Below are 21742 nucleotides of genomic sequence, written 5' to 3'. Positions count from 1 at the left end.
CATGGCAGCTGCCAGAATTTTTGACACCGCTCTGGAACCGGTGCCCGCCATCCAAAACCGCTGATAGATCAAACAGGTAATGCAACGTCGTCAATAATCAGCTGCACACCCTCATTGCCCTGCCAGGTGTCACGACGCAGATGTCCGAGAATATGCAACGGACGCCCGCCATGCTTGATCAGGATCTGCCCCATATCGTTATCAAGGCATCTGAAAGCAATTGCCTTAAGCCGTCCCTTGCCATTGGCCCCGGTCAGGATACAACGCACATGATCGGCACCGACCACATCGGCTTTGATCGCACGACAATCAACAAACACGAACCGCGGCTCGGCATTGCCTGCCCCGAACGGGCCAAGCTTTTCGAGCGCATTGATCAGCTCAATCGTTGCCCCATGGGCATGAAGCGCGCCATCCACCGTGATGGTTGGGCGAATATCATTTTCTTCGATGATTTTGGCAAACCGTTCTTCAAGAAAGGCCTCAAATGCATCGCGCTTTTCGGGATCAAGTGTAAAGCCCGCCGCCATGCCATGGCCACCGCCATTAATCAGGAGCCCTGCCTGCCGCGCTGCAATGATCGCAGCACCAAGATCTATACCGCGCACAGAACGGCCCGACCCCTTATAAACGCCATCCACAAGCCCCATCACAAGCGACGGCACGTGATAGCGATCCTTAAGCCTGCTGGCGACGATGCCGATCACGCCGGGATGCCAGTCATCCCCGCCGACCAGCACCATTGACGCTACCTTTGACTGTCCTTCGACCGCGCTGATCGCCTGATCAAGGACGATATCCTCGATTGCCTTGCGTTCGCGGTTATATTCATCAAGCTTGCGCGCGATATCTTGCGCCTGGGCGGGGTTATCCCCTGAAAGCAGGGTGGTACCCAGAAAACTCTCACCAACGCGCCCACCGGCATTCACACGCGGCCCCAGCACATATCCAAGGTGATAGGCACTTGGCGTTTCATTCACCCCCGCCACATCGGCAAGGGATGTCATGCCGACATTTGAGCGATGCTTCATGACCTTAAGCCCCTGCGTGACAAAGGCGCGGTTCAGTCCGCGCAACGGCACCACGTCACACACGGTCCCAAGCGCCACCAGATCAAGCCAGTTGCGCAAATCCGGGGCGCGAATACCGGCCTTTTCAAGCCAGCCGCGATTGCGCAATTCACGCAGCATCGCCACACACAGCAAAAACGCCACGCCAGCGGCACATAAATGCCCAAGGCCGCTTTCATCATCAAGGCGATTGGGGTTGACCACCGCAACGGCGGGCGGCAATTCAGGCTCGGCAGCATGGTGATCGACAACAATGATCTCGATCCCGGCATCTTTGGCTTCCTGCAACGGGGCATAGGCCGTCACCCCGCAATCCACGGTCAGGATCAGGTTGGCACCATTGCGTTGCAAGGCCAGAAGTGCGGGCGCATTCGGGCCGTACCCCTCGGTCATGCGATCAGGAATATGGACCGGAACATCCGCGCCCAGCGCAGCAAAGAAACGCTTTAACAGTGCCGTACTGGTTGCGCCATCAACATCATAGTCGCCGAAAACGGCGATTTTCTCGCCCTTTTCAATCGCATCGGCAATGCGCGATGCGGCCTTGTCCATATCCTGCAAGGATGATGGATCCGGCATCAGATCGCGCAAGGTCGGCGACAGGAAACTTTCGGCATCATCAAGACCAATGCCCCGATTTGCCATCACCCTGCCAACGATTTCCGGCACGCCAAAGCGTTGCGAAATCGTGGTTGCCAATCGTTCATCGCTTGCACGTTCGCGCCACCATTTGCCGGTGACGGAACGTTCGATACCCATGAATGTCGTTTCTTGTGCGTGATCTTTCATGCCCTATGAAATAGCGCAATCTCGGGCACGCTTAAACCGGATAATTTGAAGTTCGGCAAACTTCGTCACCGGCCATACGATTTCACCCGCGCGGGTTGTCTCCACACCATTTAAGGACATTCTCGGCATCGGCTGCCGGATCATCGACGGGATAGAAAACCTTGGTGATTTTGCCATCATCAATGACCATGGTCAGCCGCTTGAACAGGCGCATGCCATCGGCTTCGAAATCGGGCATTGCCATGGCTTCCTTGAAGCGGTGATCGGCATCGGACAACAGCGCAAATGGCAGATGAAGGCGTTCAGCAGCCTCTTTCTGATAGTCTGTGGTCTGGCTTGAAAGCCCGTAAAGGTTTTCCACCCCGACTGCCCGCAATTCGGCCGCATGGTCGCGGAACGAACAGGATTGCGGCGTGCAGCCCTTGGCACCGGGGATTTCATCCCATCCTTCGGGCGACGGAACACCCGGTTCGGCTGTGCGCGGATAGGCATAAACGACGGAGCGCCCCGCAAGACTTGAGATATCAACCATCTGATCATTGGTCGCACCAAGCGGCAAGGCTGGCAGGTTTTGGCCGGTCAGCCGTTCGATCACATGTGCGTCACTTTCGCTATTCATTTGCGTTCCTCCCTGAACACCATTTCTCTGATCCTGTTTCGACAGACCGGGCTTATTGAGATTCAAGATAGGTGTGATTTCTCAAACCGAAAAGAAGATGCGTTTGCGCATTGTGGAAAAGTTCACAATGTCACGATGACTTGCAGACAACTCAAAGCTGTGCAGACTGTGACAACAATCAATAAAACAAACGGATACGAGCAATGAACCAGAAAAAGGGCCTGCGGATCGGATTGACCGTCCTTTCCGTGCTTGGTGCTGTGATGTCGATGCCTTTGGTGATGTTCTCACCCATGATGTTCGACGCCCCGGGGTCAGAGGAAAACATCCTTACCCAGTTCCTGTTTTTCAGCGTCCTCGCCTTCCCGGTACTTTGCCTTGCCGGTGGCATTCTGCCATGGGTGTTTCGACGTCATCAGCTTGGCATCTGGCTTTATGCCCTGAGCGGCCTTGCCATCGGGCTACTGGTCAGCGCCTTTGTGTTGCTTGATGTCATGTGCAGCGGGGATTTCAGCTGCTGATCAAACGATGCCTTCGTCAGCAGCAATAAGCGCCAGACCATGCGCAACCGACAGGAACGGCTGGCCGATTTCGATCCGATCCTTGCCAAAGCCGTCTTCAAAGATTTTCCGAACGGCCGGGACATAGGATGTGCCGCCGGTCATGAAGACTTTTGACACATCGCGGGCATCAAGACCGGATTGCTCAAGGCAGTTCTTCGCCGCCTGTTCAATATCGGCAAGATCGGGTGCAATCGCGGTTTCGAAATCGGCACGGGTCAGTTTTTCTTCGATCTCGACCCCGCCATGGGAGAATTGCAGGATTGTGCTATCGCGATCTGACAGTTCTGCCTTGGCCTTGGACACCGTCTGATAAAGGTGGAAGCCCATTTCATCCTCGATGATAGCCACCAGATCTTCAATATCATCCGGGCGCGTTGCCGAACGGATCAGGCTTTTGATTTCGTTGATGGTTTTGGGCTGGTTCATCATGGCAAGTTCATGCCAGCGCGAAAAGGCCGTGTAATATTGACGCGGCACCGGCAACGTCGCGCCCATCGACTTATATTCCGAGCCAAAGCCAAGGCGCGGCCAGACGGCCTTTTGAATGATGCGATAATCAAACCGGTCGCCTGCAATGCCAAGACCGGTATGGGCCAAGGGTTGCACGCCGCGAATGCCAAGACCGGGCGTAAAGCGGATCAGCGAAAAGTCACTGGTCCCCCCGCCAAAGTCGGCCACCAGAACGGTTTCGGGTTTATCAAGCTCGCGCCCGTAATAATAGGAAGCTGCGAGCGGTTCAAACACCATGGCTTCAACATCGAAACCGGCCTGTTCATAAGCCCCGCGCAGGCGCATTTCGGCAAAATCATTGTCGGGATTGCTCCCCGCAAAGGCGACAGGACGCCCGGAAATCACCCGCTGCCCCAACCAGCCAAGGCTGTGCTGCGCGAAGTGATGGATTTGCGTCAGGAACGTGCCAATCAGGTCTTCAATCGAATAGGTCGTTCCGAAAATTTCGGTGCCCTCAAAATCCTTGGCCGCAAGGTAGGATTTCATCGACTGGATCAGACGGCAGTCGTGGCTTTCCTTAAGATATTCGGCAATCGCGAACGGGCCGGAACAGCTTCTGGAATGGGTCGGCGCGCCGGGCGCTGTCAGCTCCTGTTCCTCCCAGAAATAGAGGATCGTGCGATAGGTATCAAAGCTGTTGGCACCGACTTCAAACTTTGCCGACTGAACATTGCCTGCGCTGTCTGCGACCGCAAGAACAGAATTGGTCGTACCGAAATCAAGGGCAATAATTTCAGACATCAGGCAGGCTCCAGAACTTCATCAACGGAATTGGGCCGGAGGGTTTAGCGCAAGCCAGGCGGACACACAAGAAGCAAACTTAAATCGCCTTCGACAAACGCAAAAACCTGCGCATAACAAACATCGCGCCCAGTCCCGAAATATATAACAGGACCCAGTATCCGATTACATTGAAGTAGTACATCGAAAAGGATGTCGACATCAGTGTCTTGGTGACAACCAAGCTCAGACCGAACATCAAAGCCAAATCCGCGGCGATAAAGAGCACGGTACTTATTGCAAACAGCCAAAAATCCAGAACAGAGATAACTACCAAAGCTATCGAAACATAGGAAATCGCCAACATGACGCCTGTTGGCACATCTGCACCGGCTAGTCCCCAAGCATAATGCGCGAAAATGATAACGCTGGGCAGGAACCTAACCGCATGCAATGCAGACATTCCAAGATATGTTGCAATCTTCGCAGTCATTTCTGCCCCAATGAAAAAGTCCCCGACTGAGCGGGGACTTTAAACGCAGAATATATATGTGCAACCTAAACCTTTGGCTGCAGAGATTACTTGTACCAGATTTTCCGGCTGAAATCGTGAACAGCACGGACGTAGCGCACGGTACCGGACTGCGAACGCATCACGATGCTTTCGGTTTCAGCACCGTTGGCAAAACGGCGCACACCGCGCAGCATCGCACCATCGGTCACACCGGTTGCGGCAAACATGACATTGCCCTTGGCAAGCTCACCAAGCTTGTATTTGCGGGTCAGATCTTCGATGCCCCATTTCTTCGCACGCGCGATTTCATCGTCGTTGCGGAAAACAAGACGACCCTGGAACTGACCACCGATGCAACGGAGGGCTGCTGCGGCAAGAACGCCTTCCGGTGCGCCGCCAGTCCCCATGTAAAGATCAATGCCCGAGGTTTTCTGCGAGGTCGCGATCACACCGGCAACGTCACCATCACCAATCAGCATGATGCGCGCACCAGCTTCGCGGGTTTTGGCGATGATTTCCTGATGGCGCGGGCGATCAAGAATGCACACAACCAGATCGGCAACATCGCAACCCTTCGCCAGTGCAAGGCTTTTGAGGTTTTCTTGCGGGGTCGCGTCAAGATCGACAACATCCTCGGGAAGACCGCCACCAACGGCGATTTTGTCCATATAGGTATCAGGCGCATTCAGGAAGCCGCCCTTTTCTGCCATCGCGACAACGGCCAAAGAGTTCGGGCCACCGGTTGCGCAGATGGTCGTACCTTCAAGCGGATCAAGCGCAATGTCGATTTCCGGGCCATTGCCCGAACCGACTTCTTCGCCAATGAACAGCATCGGGGCTTCGTCGCGTTCGCCTTCGCCGATCACGACCGTGCCTTTGATATCCATGCTGTTAAGCGCGTTACGCATCGCGTCAACGGCGGCCTGGTCGGCTGCCTTTTCGTCGCCACGTCCCATCAGGCCCGAGCACGCAAGTGCTGCTGCCTCGGTCACGCGAACCGTTTCAAGCGCTAGATTTCGATCCATATTATCTTCCTCGTAGTGTGATGCAGGGTCTGGGGGCCCCGTCTCGTTGTTGTCTTCTATTTCTTGATTTTGTTATTTTTGCGTCGAAACTTTACAACAGCGCCCCGCATCTTGACAGGTACGAGGCGCTTTGAGCTTTAAAGTTTTAAGATGCGAAGCTTTCGATCCGCATCAGAACCGGCGGCTGCGAATTGCTTTCGAAGGCTGCGATATCATGCACTGCACCCGACATCGCCGCTTCGGTCGTTTCGTGGGCGACGATCACAACCGGCACAACACCGCCTTCGGTTTCGGCCCGGCCATGCTGGATCATCGATGCCATCGACACTCCATGCTTGGCAAGGGTCGCAGTGACTTCGGCCATGACACCCGGACGATCCCATACCATCAGGCGCAGGTAATAGGCGCCGGTATGCTTTTCGAGTGACGCACGCACATTCTTCTTAAGACGTTCGGCAGGAACACCGAATACAGGGGCATTGCGGCCCGCAGCAATATCAACGATATCGGCCACCACCGCCGATGCAGTCGGACGTTCCCCCGCCCCGCGGCCCTGAAGAACCACCGGACCAACATAGTCACCTTCAAGGGCAACGGCGTTAAACACGCCCTCGACCTTGGAAATCTGGGTTGAACGGCTGACCATGACCGGGGAAACGCGCTGTTCGATGCCTTCGGCAGTCTGTTTGGCAATACCAAGCAGCTTGATGCGATAGCCAAGTTCTTCGGCAAGCTGGATATCAAGGGCCGACACACTGCGAATGCCTTCGACAGCAACCGCGTCAAAATCAACTTCGACCCCGAATGCCAGGCTGGCAAGAATTGCAAGTTTGTGCGCGGCATCAATGCCATCAACGTCAAAGGTCGGATCGGCCTCGGCATAGCCAAGTTTCTGTGCCTCGGCCAGAACATCGGCAAAGTCGCGCCCCTGTTCACGCATGGTGGTCAGGATATAGTTGCACGTGCCGTTCAGAATGCCGGTAACGCGAGAAATCGCATTCCCTGCCAGACCTTCACGCAGCGCCTTGATCACCGGAATACCACCGGCAACTGCTGCTTCATAGGCGATGGTGACATTGTTGGCATCGGCAATCTGGGCCAGTTCAACGCCCTTGAGTGCAATCAACGCCTTGTTGGCGGTGACGACATGCTTGCCGTTTTCAAGGGCGGTCTTGCAGACATCATAGGCGATGCCTTCGGAGCCACCGATCAGTTCGACCAGAATGTCGATTTCCTTGTCCGCAGCAAGATCGCGGGCGTCGTCGTACCAGGTCAGGCCTTCTGTCGAAAAACCACGATCACGAGTTCGATCACGCGCCGATACCGCTGTAACGACGATCTGACGACCCGAACGGTCGGCCAGAATGTCGCGATGTTCACTCAGCAGCTTAACGGTTCCGGCACCGACCGTACCCAGGCCTGCCACACCGATTTTTACGACGTCTTTCACGATAACTCCTTAAGCACGTGGTTCGTTTCGCAAGCGCGCAGATAACCGAAACCGGTTATCGCGTCCTGATAAAATAACGCCCGGGACATGTCCCGGGCGAAACACAGAATGCTTTATCGGATATCAGAAAGATTTCTTCAACAGTTCACGTGCAGATTCTGCATCAGGACATTTGGCAAAGAACTGTTTGATGTTCCGGTTGGCCTGACGGATGCGGTGTTTGTTCTCGACCAGTGCAATGCGCACATGACGATCACCATATTCACCAAAGCCAAGACCCGGTGCCACAGCCACCCCGGCTTCCTGTAAAAGAAGCTTTGAGAAATCAAGCGATCCCAGTTCTACGAACGGTTCGGGGATCGGTGCCCATGCAAACATGGTTGCCGCCGGGCTCGGAATGTTCCAACCCGCACTTTGCGCACCTTCGATAAAGATATCACGACGTTCACGATACAGATTACGGAAACCTTCGACGCAATCCTGCGGGCCATTAAGTGCCGCCGTTGCCGCGACCTGAACCGGGGTAAAGGCACCGTAATCGAGATAGGATTTGATACGGGTCAGCGCATTGATCAGCTTTTTGTTGCCGGTGGCAAAACCGATACGCCAGCCTGCCATCGAATAGGTTTTCGACAGCGAATAGAATTCAACAGCAATATCCTTTGCCCCCTTGCATTGCAGGATCGAGGGCGGCGGGTTGCCATCAAAATAAATCTCGGCATAGGCGATATCAGACAGGACATAGATTTCATGCTTGCGGCAGAAATCAACCACCTCCTGATAGAAGGCCAGATCAACCACCAGTGCAGTCGGGTTTGCCGGGAAGTTCAGAACGACCGCACTTGGTTTCGGGACCGAATGTTTCACCGCGCGATGGAGCTGCTCCATAAAGCTTTCGGTGTTAAACGTTCCCTGATCATCATGCCCGATCGGAATATGGCGCAAAGCCGCACCGGCAATGATAAAACCGAAGGCATGGATCGGATAGGACGGGTTTGGCACCAAAAAGATATCACCCGGGCTGGTAATCGCCGCAGCAAGGTTCGCAAGACCTTCCTTGGAACCAATGGTGACAACGGTTTCGGTTTCCGGATCGATATCAACACCAAAACGACGATCATAATAGGCCGCAAGCGCCTTGCGCAGGCCGGGGATCCCGCGCGACATCGAATAACCATGGGTGCGCGGGTTCTGAACAGTCTCGACCAGTTTGTCGACAATGTGTTGCGGCGTGGCCGGATCCGGATTGCCCATGCCGAAATCGATAATGTCCTCACCCGCTCGCCGCGCCGCCGCCTTCATCGCATTTACTTCTGCGAATACATAGGGCGGGAGACGTTTTATGCGGTGGAAGTCTTGGGACATTATCCTACATCCTCATCAAATTGCCGAATTTCGAATTTTATGCGAAAAGCACATCGTCGAATTCACGAAAATTGCGTTTGAGCCATCAAAACAGGCCCGAAGCAGCGTACAATTCGAAGGATGTACCTTTTATGGAAATCATACTCAACGAATTAATGCGCCCGATCCATGGTTAATTCGCGTTTGCGGCAAACCGACGGCGCAAATTCGGCAATATTTCCGAAGTTCAGGATTAATCGCAGCCTTGCAGGCGTCATTGCAAAAACCATCTTGAAACGACAACAGCGCGAAAGGATTTCTCCCTTCGCGCTGCCAAAAGCGTCACCCGGCAAGTCTGCCAGACACCATGTTCAATCGATCACCTCGCCAGTGGCGATCAGTAATCCAGATAGATTTCGACACGACGGTTCCCGGCTTCACCTGCCGGAACACCTTCGTAATAACGCGGATCAGCTGATCCGTCGGCACCGACAAAAATCGCATTCGGGCTGACACCCATCGCCAACAGGCGTGAGACGACCGAGGATGCACGACCTTCGGACACACGACGGTTCACCGCCTGATGCTGTTCAAGCGACATATTGCCGGTGCGCATCGACGCGTGACCGATGATGCGCAGAACTCCACCCGTCTGCTGCCAGGTGCTTGCAACCTGTTGCAGGACGGCATTGTCGGTTCCGCCAAGATTGGTCGAACCATGGGCGAACTGGATCTGGGCGATCTGCATGCCGTTAATGGCCGGCGGCAACTGGTCAACGGAACCGACACCAAGACGCGCGGCAAGTGCATCATTGGTCACGGTCATATCGACCATGCCGGATTCGCCATAGACCGGGGCACTGCCGCCAAGCTGGCTTTCATCGACAATGACCGACCCGTTATCGGAATAAAGCGAATAGTCAAATCCCTGACCGGAATCGACCGCAACACCGGGTTCATCGGCAAAGACGCCCTGACCTTCGGCAAGGCGACGCTGATACTGATCCATCACCGGATCACCTGACGACTTCTGGGCAGCCTCATAGGCAGCAAGCTGCTGGGCGCGCGGATCGGCGGCAGAACCGCCCGATGCCCCTGCAACTGCGGCACCACCGGCGGCGGCACCGGCAATCACTGCCGGGCGTTCAGGTGCGGGTTCCGGGGTTGGAACCGGACCGGATACAGGCGACTTGGCATTCCATTCATCGGCGATTGACGAGCCGGTCGGTGCCGAAGTAACGGCACTGGTTGTTGCAGCGGTCGTCGCAGCAGAAGCCGACGTTGTCGAAGCCATAGCACTGGTCGTAACCGGGGTGGTCGGCGCCGGAGCAATAACCGGCTGGGCAGCGGTTACTTGCGGCGCGGCTTCAAGAGCATTGACCGGCGGGCTGCTTTGACGGCGGCCAGACTGGGAATATTGTGCATTGGCGCGATCGGCAGCAAGACCAGCGATCAGCGCATCGCGTTCGGCATCACCAGTAACAATCGGCTTGTTCGGGGTATCGGAAAGATTCGGATATTCGCCATCTTCACCGGGAATCGCTTCCCCGGATTTGGCACCGGCTGTTTCGTCATCGCCGTCAAACATGTCCCCGACCGACTTCCCCCATTCGACCGGATTGATGGCATCAGGAACAGAGGAACAGGCGCCCAAAGTCAGCACCACCGCCAGCGCAGAGCCGGTCTGCAGAACCATCCGCAGCTTCCCCCTTGCAGTTTCCTGCCACGACCACTGCCCTGTCGTCGATTTCAGAACGCCCATTTGTTTTCGCTGCTCCAAATTCAGTTGGATGACCCTTGCGTTAAAATATCCGCAGAAACGTCACCTTATAATTCTTGTACTACCCCTTGGCGACGCGCTAGGCTAAGACCATGATAAGCTTGGGATCAAGCAGAGTTTCAACCCGGAGCGCCTTTCAGATACCGAACACATAAAACGCTAAAAGTCTTGCGATATTGCAAAGAAGCCCAAAACGTTTTGAAGTCACCGAGTATCTGCGGCGGTATCATAAGGGAATGCCCCATGAGCGATCAACAGGCCATCGAAACCGAAATCACGCACCCGGATCCCGAAAAACTATCTGCAGCAATGGCAGAAATTGCCGAGAGAAGTCAACGACTTGTGTCTGAATTTCTTGCAAAACAGGCAGAAGACCCGGAAATCTCGGACCCGGATCCGCTCAATATCGGGTCGGCATTTGCCGAACTGACCACCCATATCATGCAAAATCCGGCCAAGCTGGTCGAAGCCCAGATGGAACTTTGGCAGCAATATTATACGCTGTGGCACAACACCACCTTGCGCATGCTGGGCGAAGAATCCGAACCGGTCGTCACACCCCAAAAGGGTGACCGTCGCTTCCGCGACGAGGCATGGGAAAACAACGAACTGTTTGATTACATCAAGCAGTCCTATTTGCTTTCGTCGCAATGGATGCAGAATCTGGTCCATGATGTTGACGGGCTGGACGACAAGACCGCCCAGAAAGTCGAATTCTATACCCGTCAGTTTGTCGATGCGATTTCGCCAACCAACTTCCTGATGACCAATCCGGAAGTTCTGCGCACCACCATCGAAACCGGTGGCGAGAACCTGCTCAAGGGCTTGCAGAATCTTTTGGGCGATCTTGAACGTGGCAAGGGCAAGCTGCAAATCCGCATGACGGATCTTGATGCCTTCAAGATCGGGGAAAATGTCGCCACCAGCAAGGGATCGGTGATCGGCAGAACGCCCTTGATGGAATTGCTGCAATACAGTCCCAGCACCGATCAGGTCGCCAAACGCCCGCTGATGATCGTTCCACCATGGATCAACAAATATTACATCCTTGATCTGCGCCCGGAAAATTCCTTCATCAAATGGGCGGTTGATCAGGGGCATACCGTGTTTGTCCTGTCGTGGGTCAACCCTGACAGCAAACTTGCCGAAAAGTCGTTCGAAGATTACGCCAAGGAAGGCGTGCTTGCGGCGCTCGACATGATCGAACAGGCCACCGGTGAAACTGAGATCAACGCCATTGGCTATTGTCTGGGCGGCACACTTCTTAGCTCCACCCTTGCCTATATGGCCAAGACCGGTGACGAGCGGATCAAATCGGCGACGTTCTTTACAACACTCACCGATTTTGAAAAGCCGGGTGAACTTTCGGTCTTTGTAGATGACGAACAGATCGAAAGCCTTGAACGCAACATGTCCAAGGAGGGCTATCTCGATGGCCGGGATATGTCGATGTCGTTTAATATGCTGCGTGCCAATGACCTGATCTGGTCCTTTGTCGTATCAAATTACATGCTGGGCAAGGATCCCTTCCCGTTTGACCTGCTGTACTGGAATTCCGATTCCACCCGCATGCCCAAGGCCATGCACAGCTTCTATCTGCGCAACATGTATAACAAGAACCTGTTGCGCGAACCGGGCGGCATCTCGATTCTCGGTCAGCCGATTGACCTGCGCGATATCAAGATCCCGGTTTACTTCCTGTCGACCCGCGAAGACCATATCGCGCCCTGGCAGGCGACCTATGCCGGAACGCAATTGATGTCCGGACAGGTGAAATTTGTCCTGTCCGCGTCGGGCCATATTGCCGGCGTGGTCAATCCGCCGGCGGCCAAGAAATATTGCTACTGGACCTATAACCGTACGCCCGCCAACCCCGATGACTGGATGGCCAAGGCCACCCAGCACGAAGGGTCATGGTGGACGGACTGGCAGAACTGGATCAGCCGCCGCTCCGGCGGCAAGGTCCCGGCGCGCAAGGAAGGTGACGGCAAGCTCAAGGTACTTGGCCCGGCACCGGGTGAATATGTAAAGGTCACCCTGTCGTAATCCAAAACCAGCACACGCCCCGGCGACGGCTATTTACCCCCTAAGGCATCAGATAGTCGTCGCAGTCGGGCAACCGCACATCCGGTTCATAACGCCCGTTTGCGACATCAAACCGAAAGATACGGTCAAAACTGCATCTTTCATCGACCCTTTCCACAAGGTCTTCATCTCGCAAGCCTGGCAACTGCGTTGAATCCTGATCAAGCAATGCGGTCGCGGGAAATGCCGTTGCCCTGCTTGCATATTCGATCTCTGGCAAACCAACCACCCCGTGGTGGCTCAAACGAATATCGGCCGCAAACCGATATTCGTCGTGGCAGACATCCCGGCGCTTTTGAATGTCGGCTTCGCTAAAACAGGCCCGGATCATTTTCACCGCACCAATTGGCACCGACAGGACAACCGGGTTTGTCGATAACGACGGACCGTCACCTGCATCCAGCCTGATCACGTCAAGAAAATGCGCCTCGATACCGCCACCGGAATAGCCAACATTGACGGCACTGATCACCCCGACAAGAACATCGGCTGACCTGTCGGAATCCGTGATCAGAAACGGCCAAACTTCGCGATCTGTCCCGCCAAAGGAATCGGCATCAGCTAGGATATCATAAGCCAGTGTCCGTTCGCGGCGCGGTTTACCATCCCGTGTGACGGAAACCATAACGCCTCCCGTGTCGGCATCCTGGGCAAGCAGCACGCACCATTTTTGATCCTGTGAACAATGCTTTTCTCCGTCCGGATCAGGCACAAGCGGGATCATGCGATAAGACGCAATATCCGAACTGTTTGCCCCCCAGTCACATCCGCACATCAGAAGTGTACCCAGGACGGCGATTACATTTAAACAGGTGGTGTTTCTTTGCACTTCAGCTTCCCGCCGGGTAATCAATTGACTGCGCACGATCTTTGCGAAACCATCGGAAAACATTTACCAGTTAAAAGCAACGCACATGACACAGAAAATCGGTTTTCTCGGCGCAGGTCGCATGGCCGCCGCCATGATCAAACGCCTTCTTTCCAAAGGCTATCAGATACAGGTCTGGAACCGCAGCCCGGACAAGCTTGAACCGCTGGTCGCACTGGGTGCAGTTGCCTGCGCCACCCCTGCACTTGCCGCCACCGGCGTCGATACCATCATTTCATTCATGGCAGACGACAAAGCTGCAAAAGCCGTGTGGCTTGGTGATGACGGCGCGCTTGAGGCAATGAGCCCCGGGACAATCGCCATTGAATGCTCCACCCTTTCGCATGCCTTTGTGCTTGATCTTGCCAGGACGGTTTCAAATACCGGACATACCTATATCGACGCACCTGTCACGGGTATTCCCGCCGACATCGAAGCAGGCAACACAATATTTTTGATTGGCGCAGAACCGGCCGATCTTGACCGCATCCGGCCGATCCTTGAGGACACAGGCAAACGGATCGTGCATTTCGGCCCGGTAGGGTCAGGAACGGTTTACAAACTGATGCATAATTTGCTGGGCGCAGTTCATATAGCCGCTGCGGCTGAATTGGTGGCGGTTGCCCAGAAGGCCGGATTGGACGGCGCAACCGTGGCCGAAACATTTTCAATTGGCGCGAATGCCAGCGGGTCGGGACTTGTAACCGTACCGGGCATGATTAGCGGAAACCACCATGAGGGGATCCATTTCACCACGGCACTTCGGGCAAAGGATGCATCCTATGCGCTTGCCATGACCAAAGAATATGGCATTTCTGTCCCGGTCGGACAGGCAGCATACGATGTATTCGAAACTGCCAGCCGGGCCGGTTTTGGCGACCTTGCGCAAAGTGCGGTGATCGAAACGCTCAAGCCCTAATTGGCGGCTGCTTTTTCGTGTTCGACCAAAAGCGGTTCATATCGTGCATCAGTCAAGGTCTTGAGGAAGGCAACAACAGCCTTGATGCGCTGGTCATCAAGAGCATCACCCTGCTCTAGCTCCTTAATCGAGATGGTATCGGAAACTTCGGGCGCACCCCACGGCTTGCCGGTTTCCGGGTTGGTCTGGTTGGCTTTGGCCTTGCTGTTATATTTGTTATAGAACCGCACCACGGTTTCCAGATCCGCAAACACACCGTTATGCATATAAGGCCCCGTGATTGCGACATTACGCAGTGACGGGGTTTTGTGTTTTCCGCGATAGGCCGGATCATCAATCGCCGGATTGTCCAGAAGCCCGTTATCGGTAAAGGCGGTATCCTTTCCAACGGCCTTGCGCGTGGCAATGTTGCGCGGCACGCCGATATTGTGGAACTGATAATTGGTGAATGTCTCCCCCTCGGCGGTCGGACTGGTCTTGAGCATATGACAGGTATTGCAGTTGGTGAACTGCTGCGAGAAGAACAGAACCCGTCCCAGTTCTTCCTCCGGAGTCATTTTATATTCACCGCGCAGGAACCGGTCATATTTGCTGTCAAACGGCGCAAAGTCATCGCCTTGCTCAAAGGCCGCAATCGCCTGGGTCATGGCACCATAGGCCTTGTCACTATCTGACCAGATATCATCGCCAAACAGCGCCTTGAAACCGGCGACATAGTCGTCATTCTCCAAAAGGCGCGCCACCACGCCTGCCTTGTCACTCATGCCCATTTCGATGGGGTTAAGCGGCGGGCCACCCGCCTGTTCGGCAAGATCACTTGCGCGCCCATCCCAGAACTGGCCACCGACGGCAATGCCGTCGTCACCCACGTGGAATTTCGGTGAAAATTTCGCATAGGCTGCCATCGGTGCATTTCGATCACCAAGGCTTTTTCCATCGTCCCCCAGAGAAAAGGCGCCATTGGCCACATTCATGCGTGGATCCTTGAACGCCATCGAAGGTTCATGACAGGTCGCACAGGCCTGTGTACGGTTGGCCGACAGATTGGTATCGAAATAAAGCGCCTCGCCCAGTGCCGCTTTATCGGCAAAGGGCGCGTTCCCCGCACTCGCCACTTCCACCATATCCGGCGCTTGTCCGGCAAGACGATGCAGGAAGGTTTCCGGGCTTTCAGCCCGTGCTGACGCGACAAAGCCGACAGTCATCGCCGACGCGATCAGTGCGAAACGGAATGGGTGGGTGTTCTGATGACGCATAAAAGGTACTTCGATCTGATCACAGGATTTGATGGAGGCGCGGCAGGAAGCTCAATCGCGAACGCAACGCATTTACACCCACAGACTTGACCCCTGCTTTGATAAAAGTCAATGGCAGGCCAATTAAGTGACCTGCCATTTCATGTATCAATTCAATCGTTCGGATATTCCCAATCAGATTGCAATCGACGGTCGACGCCGCATCAATGGCAACAACTGAACAGCAATGATCGCAGCAAGGATCACCCCGCAGCCTGCATATTCCTCTGGCGCCAGACGTTCGCCAAGGAACCATGCCCCGGCAATTGCGGCAAAGACCGCCTCGGCGCTCATGATAATGGCGGCATCGGATGCCTCGGTATAATTCTGGGCAACAGCCTGAAGGGTAAAGGCCACCCCGGCTGACATGATCCCGGCATACAGGATTTCAAACCCGGCATTCTGAATGTCGGCGATGCTGAATGTTTCCGTCATTGCCCCCATCGCCATGCCAAGGAGACCGGTAATAAAGAACTGGGTCGCAGCAACAGTCGCGGGCGCATTGGTGCGCGTGACCATCACCCCGATCAAAACCACCTGGACAGCCCAGAACAGGGCACTGGCCAAGACCCACAAATCGCCGCTTCCAAGTCCGCTTAGATCGCCGCCGCTCAGCAAATAGGTGCCATAAACGCACATTGCCCCGCCCGGCCAGACCGACCAGTGCGGACGACTGCGAAACACGACATAGGCCAGAACCGGCACGGTCGGCACATAAAATGCGGTCAGAAACGCCGCATTGGTCACTGTGGTGCTCATGATGCCGATCTGCTGGAAAATACTGGCAAGATACATCGAAATGCCCGTTGCGATCATGCCAAGGATATCTACGCGATCAAGCGAACGACCGGCCCGACCAAGTTTGCGCAACTCGCGAAGTGCAAATGGCAACACTGCAAGTGTTCCAAGCAGAAAACGCACCCCCGTAAAATATTGCGGGCCAATATTTTCCATACTTGTGTGTTGAACGACAAAAGTCGTGCCCCAAATCAGGGCCACAAAGACGATAACGGCATTTGCCTGCCAACGCGTCATATTCCCGGTCCATTTCCTGTGCCCGGGCGTGGTGGCGCACGGCACGTTAAGTGTCGAAGATCGAAACTTGCTAAACCAAGTCGGCTTACTTCGCAACCGGGATCAACCGGTGACCATCTGCTTTCACAAGACAGCATAGATCGATGTGTCAGCTAATTGGTGCTAACACTCTGATTTCCAAAAAGACTGTGATAGCTGTCGGTGAATGTTTCACGCGTAATGGCGTTTGATAATCTCCGGGCCAGCTGCGGCGAAATGGTTTTGGACGAGAACATCAACCGCACTGGCTCTTTGGCCAGAATGAACGGATGCTCTTCAACCCCGCCACTAAAACCAAGCGCCTCGGCCTGCGCAAGATATGCCGCCGGAAGCCCCAACAACAGGTCAATACGCTTTGCCATCAAAAGCTGCGTGCCATGGGGTGCCATCGATACGTCTGCGATATAGGGGGCATTTTCCGGGTTTTCGCTGAATGCCTTGAATTCCTCGCCGCGATAGGCGCCGCGCACATATCCGATCACAAGTTGCTGGCGCACCACATCTTCAAGACTGCTCAGCTTGATGCGTCGCGCGTCCCCCTTGCGCACCACAAACCCGAAGATGTCATTGCGATAGGGAACCGAAAACAATCCATATCTGGCACGTTCCTCGGTAAAGGATGCCGATGGCAGAATATCGATATCGCCATGTTCGATCGCATAAAGGGCCCGTTTCCAGGGCATGAAAACAAACTGGAATTCGCACCCCGTGGCGCGCATAACCCGTGCGATGAACTGGTTGTCAATGCCCGCAGCCATACCGTTCGCATCTTTGATACTAAACGGGCTATAGGTCTCGGATGCACGGATCACCAACGGGCGCGTACAGTCACTGATCGGTTCTGCAAAGCTTGTTTGCATCCCCCCGAACAACAAGACAAACAGCATTGCGATGCCTGGCATAAAATGCCGAGCCGCCATATTTTCCCACGCCTTCTTTACGCCTTGGCATACCGTTTTGTTTTTATGATCGGTTATGCCTGATTATGTGAGAGCGAACGCATCCCCTTTTCGCACCCGGGCTGAATGATGCAGAAAATCCTTGCGCCGTCAAACCACTTTGCAACTTAACCGCGCAAGAAAATACCTGGCACCGCCCCTTGTCCCGCAGTCTTTATTTCAGATCTTCCGGAATGGATTTTACATATTCCTGCGCCAAATCGGCATAGCGATCAGCAGATACCTTGAAGAACTCGATCTCTTCCTGTGTCAGATCGCGCACCTTGCGCGCCGGAACACCTGCCCACAATTCACCGGCCGGAATACGCTTGCCCGGTGCAAGTAGTGCATTGGCACCAAGCATGCCGCCCTGCTCGATCACACAACCATCCATCACAGTGGCCCCCATCCCGACAAAGCTTCGGTCTTCAAGTGTGCAGGCATGAATAATCGCAGCATGGCCGATGGTCACATCATCACCGATATAGGTCCCGAACTTGCCTTTGGCGACATGTACCATCGTCAGGTCCTGAATATTGGTACGTGATCCAATGCGGATTTCATGCACGTCACCACGAATAACACAGCCAAACCAGATGCCGGTCTCTGCCCCGATTTCAACATCCCCGATAATTGTCGCATTCGGGGCAATAAACGCAGTTTCATCGATGGTGGGCATTACCCCGCGATAGGACAGACGCATGGTCAGATGACCTTTCGTAACTTGTGTTCAGACATCGCCACCTTGTGAAATCGTAAATCTCGCGGTGCGGTCTCTCTTGATTTGGCAGTTTAAATTCTAACATGAAAAGATGGAAACCCTGTCGCAACAAATCTTGCTCATGATCATATCCATGCCATCCAGCCTTGTCCTTACAACTGCCACGCGTTTTTTGACCCGTGCTATCGGCGCAGCTGTGGCCGGAATTTTTGCAGGTTTGTTTTTCACAGGCCCGACAGATGCGCACGAACCATCCTTTAACCGGACCGACAACGGATTGCTGATTGCAGCATTTTCCGTCTGGGAACCGTTTGTGATTGAGGATGAAGATGGCTCCCGGCACGGGATTGATGTTGCGCTACTCACCGAAATTGCCCGTCGCCTCGGACTGGAACTTGATTTGCACCCCTGCCCCTGGCGGCGTTGTCTGAAAACACTTGAAGACGGACAAATAGATGTCCTTACAAGCTTTGCCTTCACCAAAGAACGCGCGGAATTTGCCCATTACGTCACCCCGCCTTATAGCCAGGTGACACCGGTCTTTTACTATAATCGTGAAAACCCGGTTTCGATCACCGATTACGGCGATCTGCGCAATCTGACCATTGGGGCTGTGGTCGATTCACGGTATTTTGAACCGTTTGATAGCGACACGTCCCTTGATAAGTTCGAAGCTGGCAGCGAGATCATTTTGCTTCGGATGCTTAATGCCAAACGGCTTGATGCCATCGTTGGATCGGATTCCAACGCCGATTTCGAAATTCGTCGCGATCATCTGGAAGACACAATCGTCAAGGCCCCGTTCCGGTCAGGGCATCACAACGACATCCATATGGCCGTTTCGCGCAAATCCCCCCTGATGGCGCGCACCGAACAGATATCTCAGATCATGCAAGACCTGCTTGATGAAGGCTTCATTGACCGCCTTCACGAGCAATATTGGCCCGACAAGGGGCCGAGCCAGCATTCCCGGGACGACAATCCCGACGCAACGCAGCCGATCCAGTGACGATATCGCAAATCAGGCAAATTTTTTGGCCCCTGCCACACACAACACAACCGCAAGCGTGACGACAATCATCGCCCAGCTGACCGGCTCGGCCAAAATCATTGAAGCCAGCATCAATCCCATGAAGGGTTGTAAAAGCTGCAATTGACCGACCGTGGCGATCCCGCCCAATGCCAGTCCGCGATACCAGAAGAAAAACCCGATCAGCATGCTAAACAGTGACACGTAACCAAGCCCAAGCCATGCCGATAGTCCAATCGCGTCGGTCCTGTCCGGCAGTGTTGCCCCGCACAGGATTACCATCGGAACAAGCGATATCACCAGCGCCCAGCAGATCACCTGCCACCCGCCAAGATGCCGCGAAAGCTTCCCGCCTTCGGCATAGCCAAGACCACAGACAATGACAGCGCCCAGCATATAAAGGTCACCTGAAAGCGCACCGGGTTCACTGCCAATCGCAGCAAATCCGGCCACCAGCACACTCCCCAAGACCGAGAACAGCCAGAAAACCGGGCGTGGTCGTTCGCCTCCACGCAGCATCCCGAAAATCGCCGTGGCAAGCGGCAACAATCCGATAAACACAATCGATCTTGCTGAACTGATATGTTCAAGCGCAAGAGCCGTCAGCAACGGAAAGCCGACAACCACGCCGCCCGCCACCACCAAAAGCGATGTCCATTGCGATTTCTGCGGTCGTACAGGCTTTGATACCAGAAGGATCGCAAGTGCCAGACACCCGGCAATCGCAGCACGGGCCACAGTCAGGAATACCGGATCGAAATCCATCACCGCCAGTCTGGTCGCAGGCAAGGAACCACTGAAAATCACAATTCCCATCATGCCGCTCAGCCAGCCTGCGCGTGTTTGATAAGTAACCCGTGCCATGAATACCTCCATCACAATGACAGAGATATCTTTGACTTGCCCAAGTGCACGTCACCAGACACAATACAATACAAATATAGCAAACTGTACTGAGACGAAAGGCAATACAGTGACCTTTCACCAGCCCGCGAACAACAGCACCACCGGCAAGGGTGGCACCCTTGTTTCCCAAGTCATGGCAACCATCCGTGACCGGATCGCAACGCGCAACCTGCTATCGGGTGACAAGCTACCGTCAATCCGCGCCTGCGCACGTCAGATGGCTGTGTCGAACTCTACCGTGGTCGAAGCCTATGACCGGCTGGTTGCCGACGGCACCATACAGTCACGGCGCGGATCGGGCTTTTATGTATCGGGTCACACTGCGCCGCTGTCGATTGCCCAGATCGGCCCGAAACTTGACCGGGCGATTGATCCGTTCTGGGTGTCGCGCCAGTCGCTTGATGCCAGACCCGATATGCTCAAACCCGGTTGCGGCTGGTTGCCACCCGACTGGATGCCCGAAACATCGATCAGGCGCGCCTTGCGCAATCTTTCGCGCGCAACTGACACCGTTCTGACCGAATATGGTACGCCGCTTGGCCTTGCGCCCTTGCGACAATTGTTGTCACGACGCCTGGCGACTTTCGGGATCGAAGCCGGTCCCGATCAGATCCTTTTGACGGAATCGGGTACGCAGGCGATTGATATGCTCTGCCGGTTTCTGATCGAACCGGGTAACACCGTCCTGATTGACGATCCCTGCTATTTCAATTTCTGCGCGCTTTTGCGTGCGCACCGCGCCAATATCGTCAGTGTGCCTTTTGGCCCGAACGGCCCGGATATTGATGCCTTTGCAGACATCCTCGTCACCCACAAGCCCCGCCTTTACATCACCAATTCCGGCCTTCACAACCCGACCGGTGCGTCTTTGTCACCACAGGTCGCCCACAAGGTTCTGAAAATTGCGGATCAGCATGATCTGATCATCATCGAAGATGACATCTTTGCCGATTTTGAAAACCAACCGTCCCCGCGTCTGGCTGCCATGGGCGGGATGGAACGGGTTATTCACATCGGAAGCTTTTCCAAAACGCTTTCCGCCTCAATACGTTGCGGCTATATCGCTACCCGGCCTGAATGGGTTGACGGCCTGATTGACCTTAAGGTCGCCACCGGCTTTTCAAGCAGCAATCTTGCCCCGGAACTGGTCCATGCCGTGCTTAAGGACGGCACCTATCGCAAACATATGGACGGGCTGCGAGACCGGCTTTCGCACACCATGACCCAGACGGCAAAACGTCTTGCATCACTTGGTATCTATCCCGTTGTTACGCCAAATGCCGGACTGTTTTTATGGTGTGCGTTACCCGACGGGATCGATGCCGAGCAAGTAGCGCGCAATGCCCTTGGCGATGGTGTGGTCCTTGCACCGGGCAATGTCTTTAGCATCTCGCAATCAGCAGGCAATCTGATGCGCTTTAACGTGGCGCAATGTCAGAACCCCAAAATATTCGACGTGCTTGAACGCGCCATGCGCCCATGACCGGCCCCAAAAGCAAAAGGCGCACCCGACTGGGTGCGC

Annotated in this window: 19 protein-coding genes; 5 read left to right on the top strand and 14 right to left on the bottom strand. The window is 54.7% G+C overall.

Features of this window, described 5'->3' with window-relative positions; genetic code table 11:
• Window positions 1-68 precede the first annotated feature (68 nt).
• Together recJ and ACTU44_RS10950 are read right to left on the bottom strand one after the other, a co-directional pair.
• The gene (recJ, locus tag ACTU44_RS10955; protein ID WP_462095391.1) at window positions 69-1829 is read right to left on the bottom strand and encodes a single-stranded-DNA-specific exonuclease RecJ; all 1761 of its coding nucleotides are present in this window, start codon (window positions 1827-1829) and stop codon (window positions 69-71) included.
• Between the two features lie 112 nt (window positions 1830-1941).
• Window positions 1942-2478, bottom strand: coding sequence for a peroxiredoxin (locus tag ACTU44_RS10950; protein ID WP_336080663.1), 537 nt, complete (start codon window positions 2476-2478; stop codon window positions 1942-1944).
• Window positions 2479-2681: 203 nt separating this feature from the next.
• Between ACTU44_RS10950 and ACTU44_RS10945 the strand changes: the two genes are divergently transcribed.
• On the top strand, window positions 2682-2999 hold the full coding sequence (locus ACTU44_RS10945; RefSeq protein WP_258548652.1) for a hypothetical protein: 318 nt from the start codon (window positions 2682-2684) through the stop codon (window positions 2997-2999).
• On the opposite strand, the gene ACTU44_RS10940 is transcribed toward ACTU44_RS10945, so the two are convergent.
• From ACTU44_RS10940 to ACTU44_RS10915, 6 genes are all read right to left on the bottom strand, one after another.
• Complete coding sequence (locus tag ACTU44_RS10940; protein WP_114097762.1) at window positions 3000-4292, bottom strand: Hsp70 family protein; 1293 nt, start codon at window positions 4290-4292, stop codon at window positions 3000-3002. It abuts the gene before it with no gap.
• 79 nt (window positions 4293-4371) lie between these two features.
• Window positions 4372-4764, bottom strand: a complete 393-nt coding sequence (locus tag ACTU44_RS10935) for a hypothetical protein (RefSeq protein WP_336080662.1) — start codon at window positions 4762-4764, stop codon at window positions 4372-4374.
• Window positions 4765-4850: 86 nt separating this feature from the next.
• Complete coding sequence (gene glpX, locus ACTU44_RS10930; RefSeq protein ID WP_114097576.1) at window positions 4851-5810, bottom strand: class II fructose-bisphosphatase; 960 nt, start codon at window positions 5808-5810, stop codon at window positions 4851-4853.
• Between the two features lie 145 nt (window positions 5811-5955).
• On the bottom strand, window positions 5956-7260 hold the full coding sequence (locus ACTU44_RS10925; RefSeq protein WP_114097575.1) for a homoserine dehydrogenase: 1305 nt from the start codon (window positions 7258-7260) through the stop codon (window positions 5956-5958).
• A 123-nt stretch (window positions 7261-7383) separates the two neighbouring features.
• Window positions 7384-8625 carry an LL-diaminopimelate aminotransferase gene (locus tag ACTU44_RS10920; RefSeq protein WP_114097574.1) on the bottom strand — a complete coding sequence of 414 codons (1242 nt, stop codon included), beginning with the start codon at window positions 8623-8625 and terminating at the stop codon, window positions 7384-7386.
• A gap of 376 nt (window positions 8626-9001) precedes the next feature.
• On the bottom strand, window positions 9002-10300 hold the full coding sequence (locus ACTU44_RS10915) for an OmpA family protein (protein WP_462095390.1): 1299 nt from the start codon (window positions 10298-10300) through the stop codon (window positions 9002-9004).
• A gap of 327 nt (window positions 10301-10627) precedes the next feature.
• Here ACTU44_RS10915 and ACTU44_RS10910 point away from each other — a divergent pair, with 327 nt between their 5' ends.
• Window positions 10628-12430, top strand: coding sequence for a PHA/PHB synthase family protein (locus ACTU44_RS10910; RefSeq protein WP_114097572.1), 1803 nt, complete (start codon window positions 10628-10630; stop codon window positions 12428-12430).
• Window positions 12431-12470: 40 nt separating this feature from the next.
• On the opposite strand, the gene ACTU44_RS10905 is transcribed toward ACTU44_RS10910, so the two are convergent.
• A complete protein-coding gene (locus ACTU44_RS10905) occupies window positions 12471-13298 on the bottom strand; it encodes a hypothetical protein (RefSeq protein WP_462095389.1) in 828 nt (275 codons plus the stop codon).
• An 85-nt stretch (window positions 13299-13383) separates the two neighbouring features.
• On the opposite strand from ACTU44_RS10905, the gene ACTU44_RS10900 reads away from it, so the two are divergent.
• The gene (locus ACTU44_RS10900) at window positions 13384-14256 is read left to right on the top strand and encodes an NAD(P)-dependent oxidoreductase (protein ID WP_462095388.1); all 873 of its coding nucleotides are present in this window, start codon (window positions 13384-13386) and stop codon (window positions 14254-14256) included.
• Here ACTU44_RS10900 and ACTU44_RS10895 read toward each other — a convergent pair.
• The 4 genes from ACTU44_RS10895 to ACTU44_RS10880 all read right to left on the bottom strand — a co-directional run bounded on the left by ACTU44_RS10895 (window position 14253) and on the right by ACTU44_RS10880 (window position 18266).
• On the bottom strand, window positions 14253-15512 hold the full coding sequence (locus ACTU44_RS10895) for a cytochrome-c peroxidase (protein WP_462095387.1): 1260 nt from the start codon (window positions 15510-15512) through the stop codon (window positions 14253-14255). The genes ACTU44_RS10900 and ACTU44_RS10895 overlap by 4 nt on opposite strands.
• A 174-nt stretch (window positions 15513-15686) precedes the next feature.
• On the bottom strand, window positions 15687-16586 hold the full coding sequence (locus ACTU44_RS10890; RefSeq protein WP_114097569.1) for a DMT family transporter: 900 nt from the start codon (window positions 16584-16586) through the stop codon (window positions 15687-15689).
• A gap of 152 nt (window positions 16587-16738) precedes the next feature.
• The gene (locus ACTU44_RS10885) at window positions 16739-17527 is read right to left on the bottom strand and encodes a substrate-binding periplasmic protein (protein WP_462095386.1); all 789 of its coding nucleotides are present in this window, start codon (window positions 17525-17527) and stop codon (window positions 16739-16741) included.
• Window positions 17528-17738: 211 nt separating this feature from the next.
• Window positions 17739-18266: a gamma carbonic anhydrase family protein gene (locus ACTU44_RS10880; protein WP_114097567.1), complete on the bottom strand. Its 528-nt coding sequence runs from the start codon at window positions 18264-18266 to the stop codon at window positions 17739-17741.
• 151 nt (window positions 18267-18417) lie between these two features.
• Between ACTU44_RS10880 and ACTU44_RS10875 the strand changes: the two genes are divergently transcribed.
• The gene (locus ACTU44_RS10875; protein WP_462095385.1) at window positions 18418-19293 is read left to right on the top strand and encodes a substrate-binding periplasmic protein; all 876 of its coding nucleotides are present in this window, start codon (window positions 18418-18420) and stop codon (window positions 19291-19293) included.
• A gap of 12 nt (window positions 19294-19305) precedes the next feature.
• Here ACTU44_RS10875 and ACTU44_RS10870 read toward each other — a convergent pair whose 3' ends face one another.
• Window positions 19306-20178 carry a DMT family transporter gene (locus ACTU44_RS10870; protein WP_462095384.1) on the bottom strand — a complete coding sequence of 291 codons (873 nt, stop codon included), beginning with the start codon at window positions 20176-20178 and terminating at the stop codon, window positions 19306-19308.
• A 109-nt stretch (window positions 20179-20287) separates the two neighbouring features.
• Between ACTU44_RS10870 and ACTU44_RS10865 the strand changes: the two genes are divergently transcribed.
• Window positions 20288-21703 (top strand): aminotransferase-like domain-containing protein, encoded by a 1416-nt coding sequence (locus ACTU44_RS10865; RefSeq protein ID WP_462095383.1) that lies wholly within the window; start codon window positions 20288-20290, stop codon window positions 21701-21703.
• Window positions 21704-21742: the final 39 nt, after the last annotated feature.

Source organism: Thalassospira sp. SM2505 (genome assembly GCF_054901115.1).
This window is presented reverse-complemented; position numbering and strand designations above follow the sequence as displayed.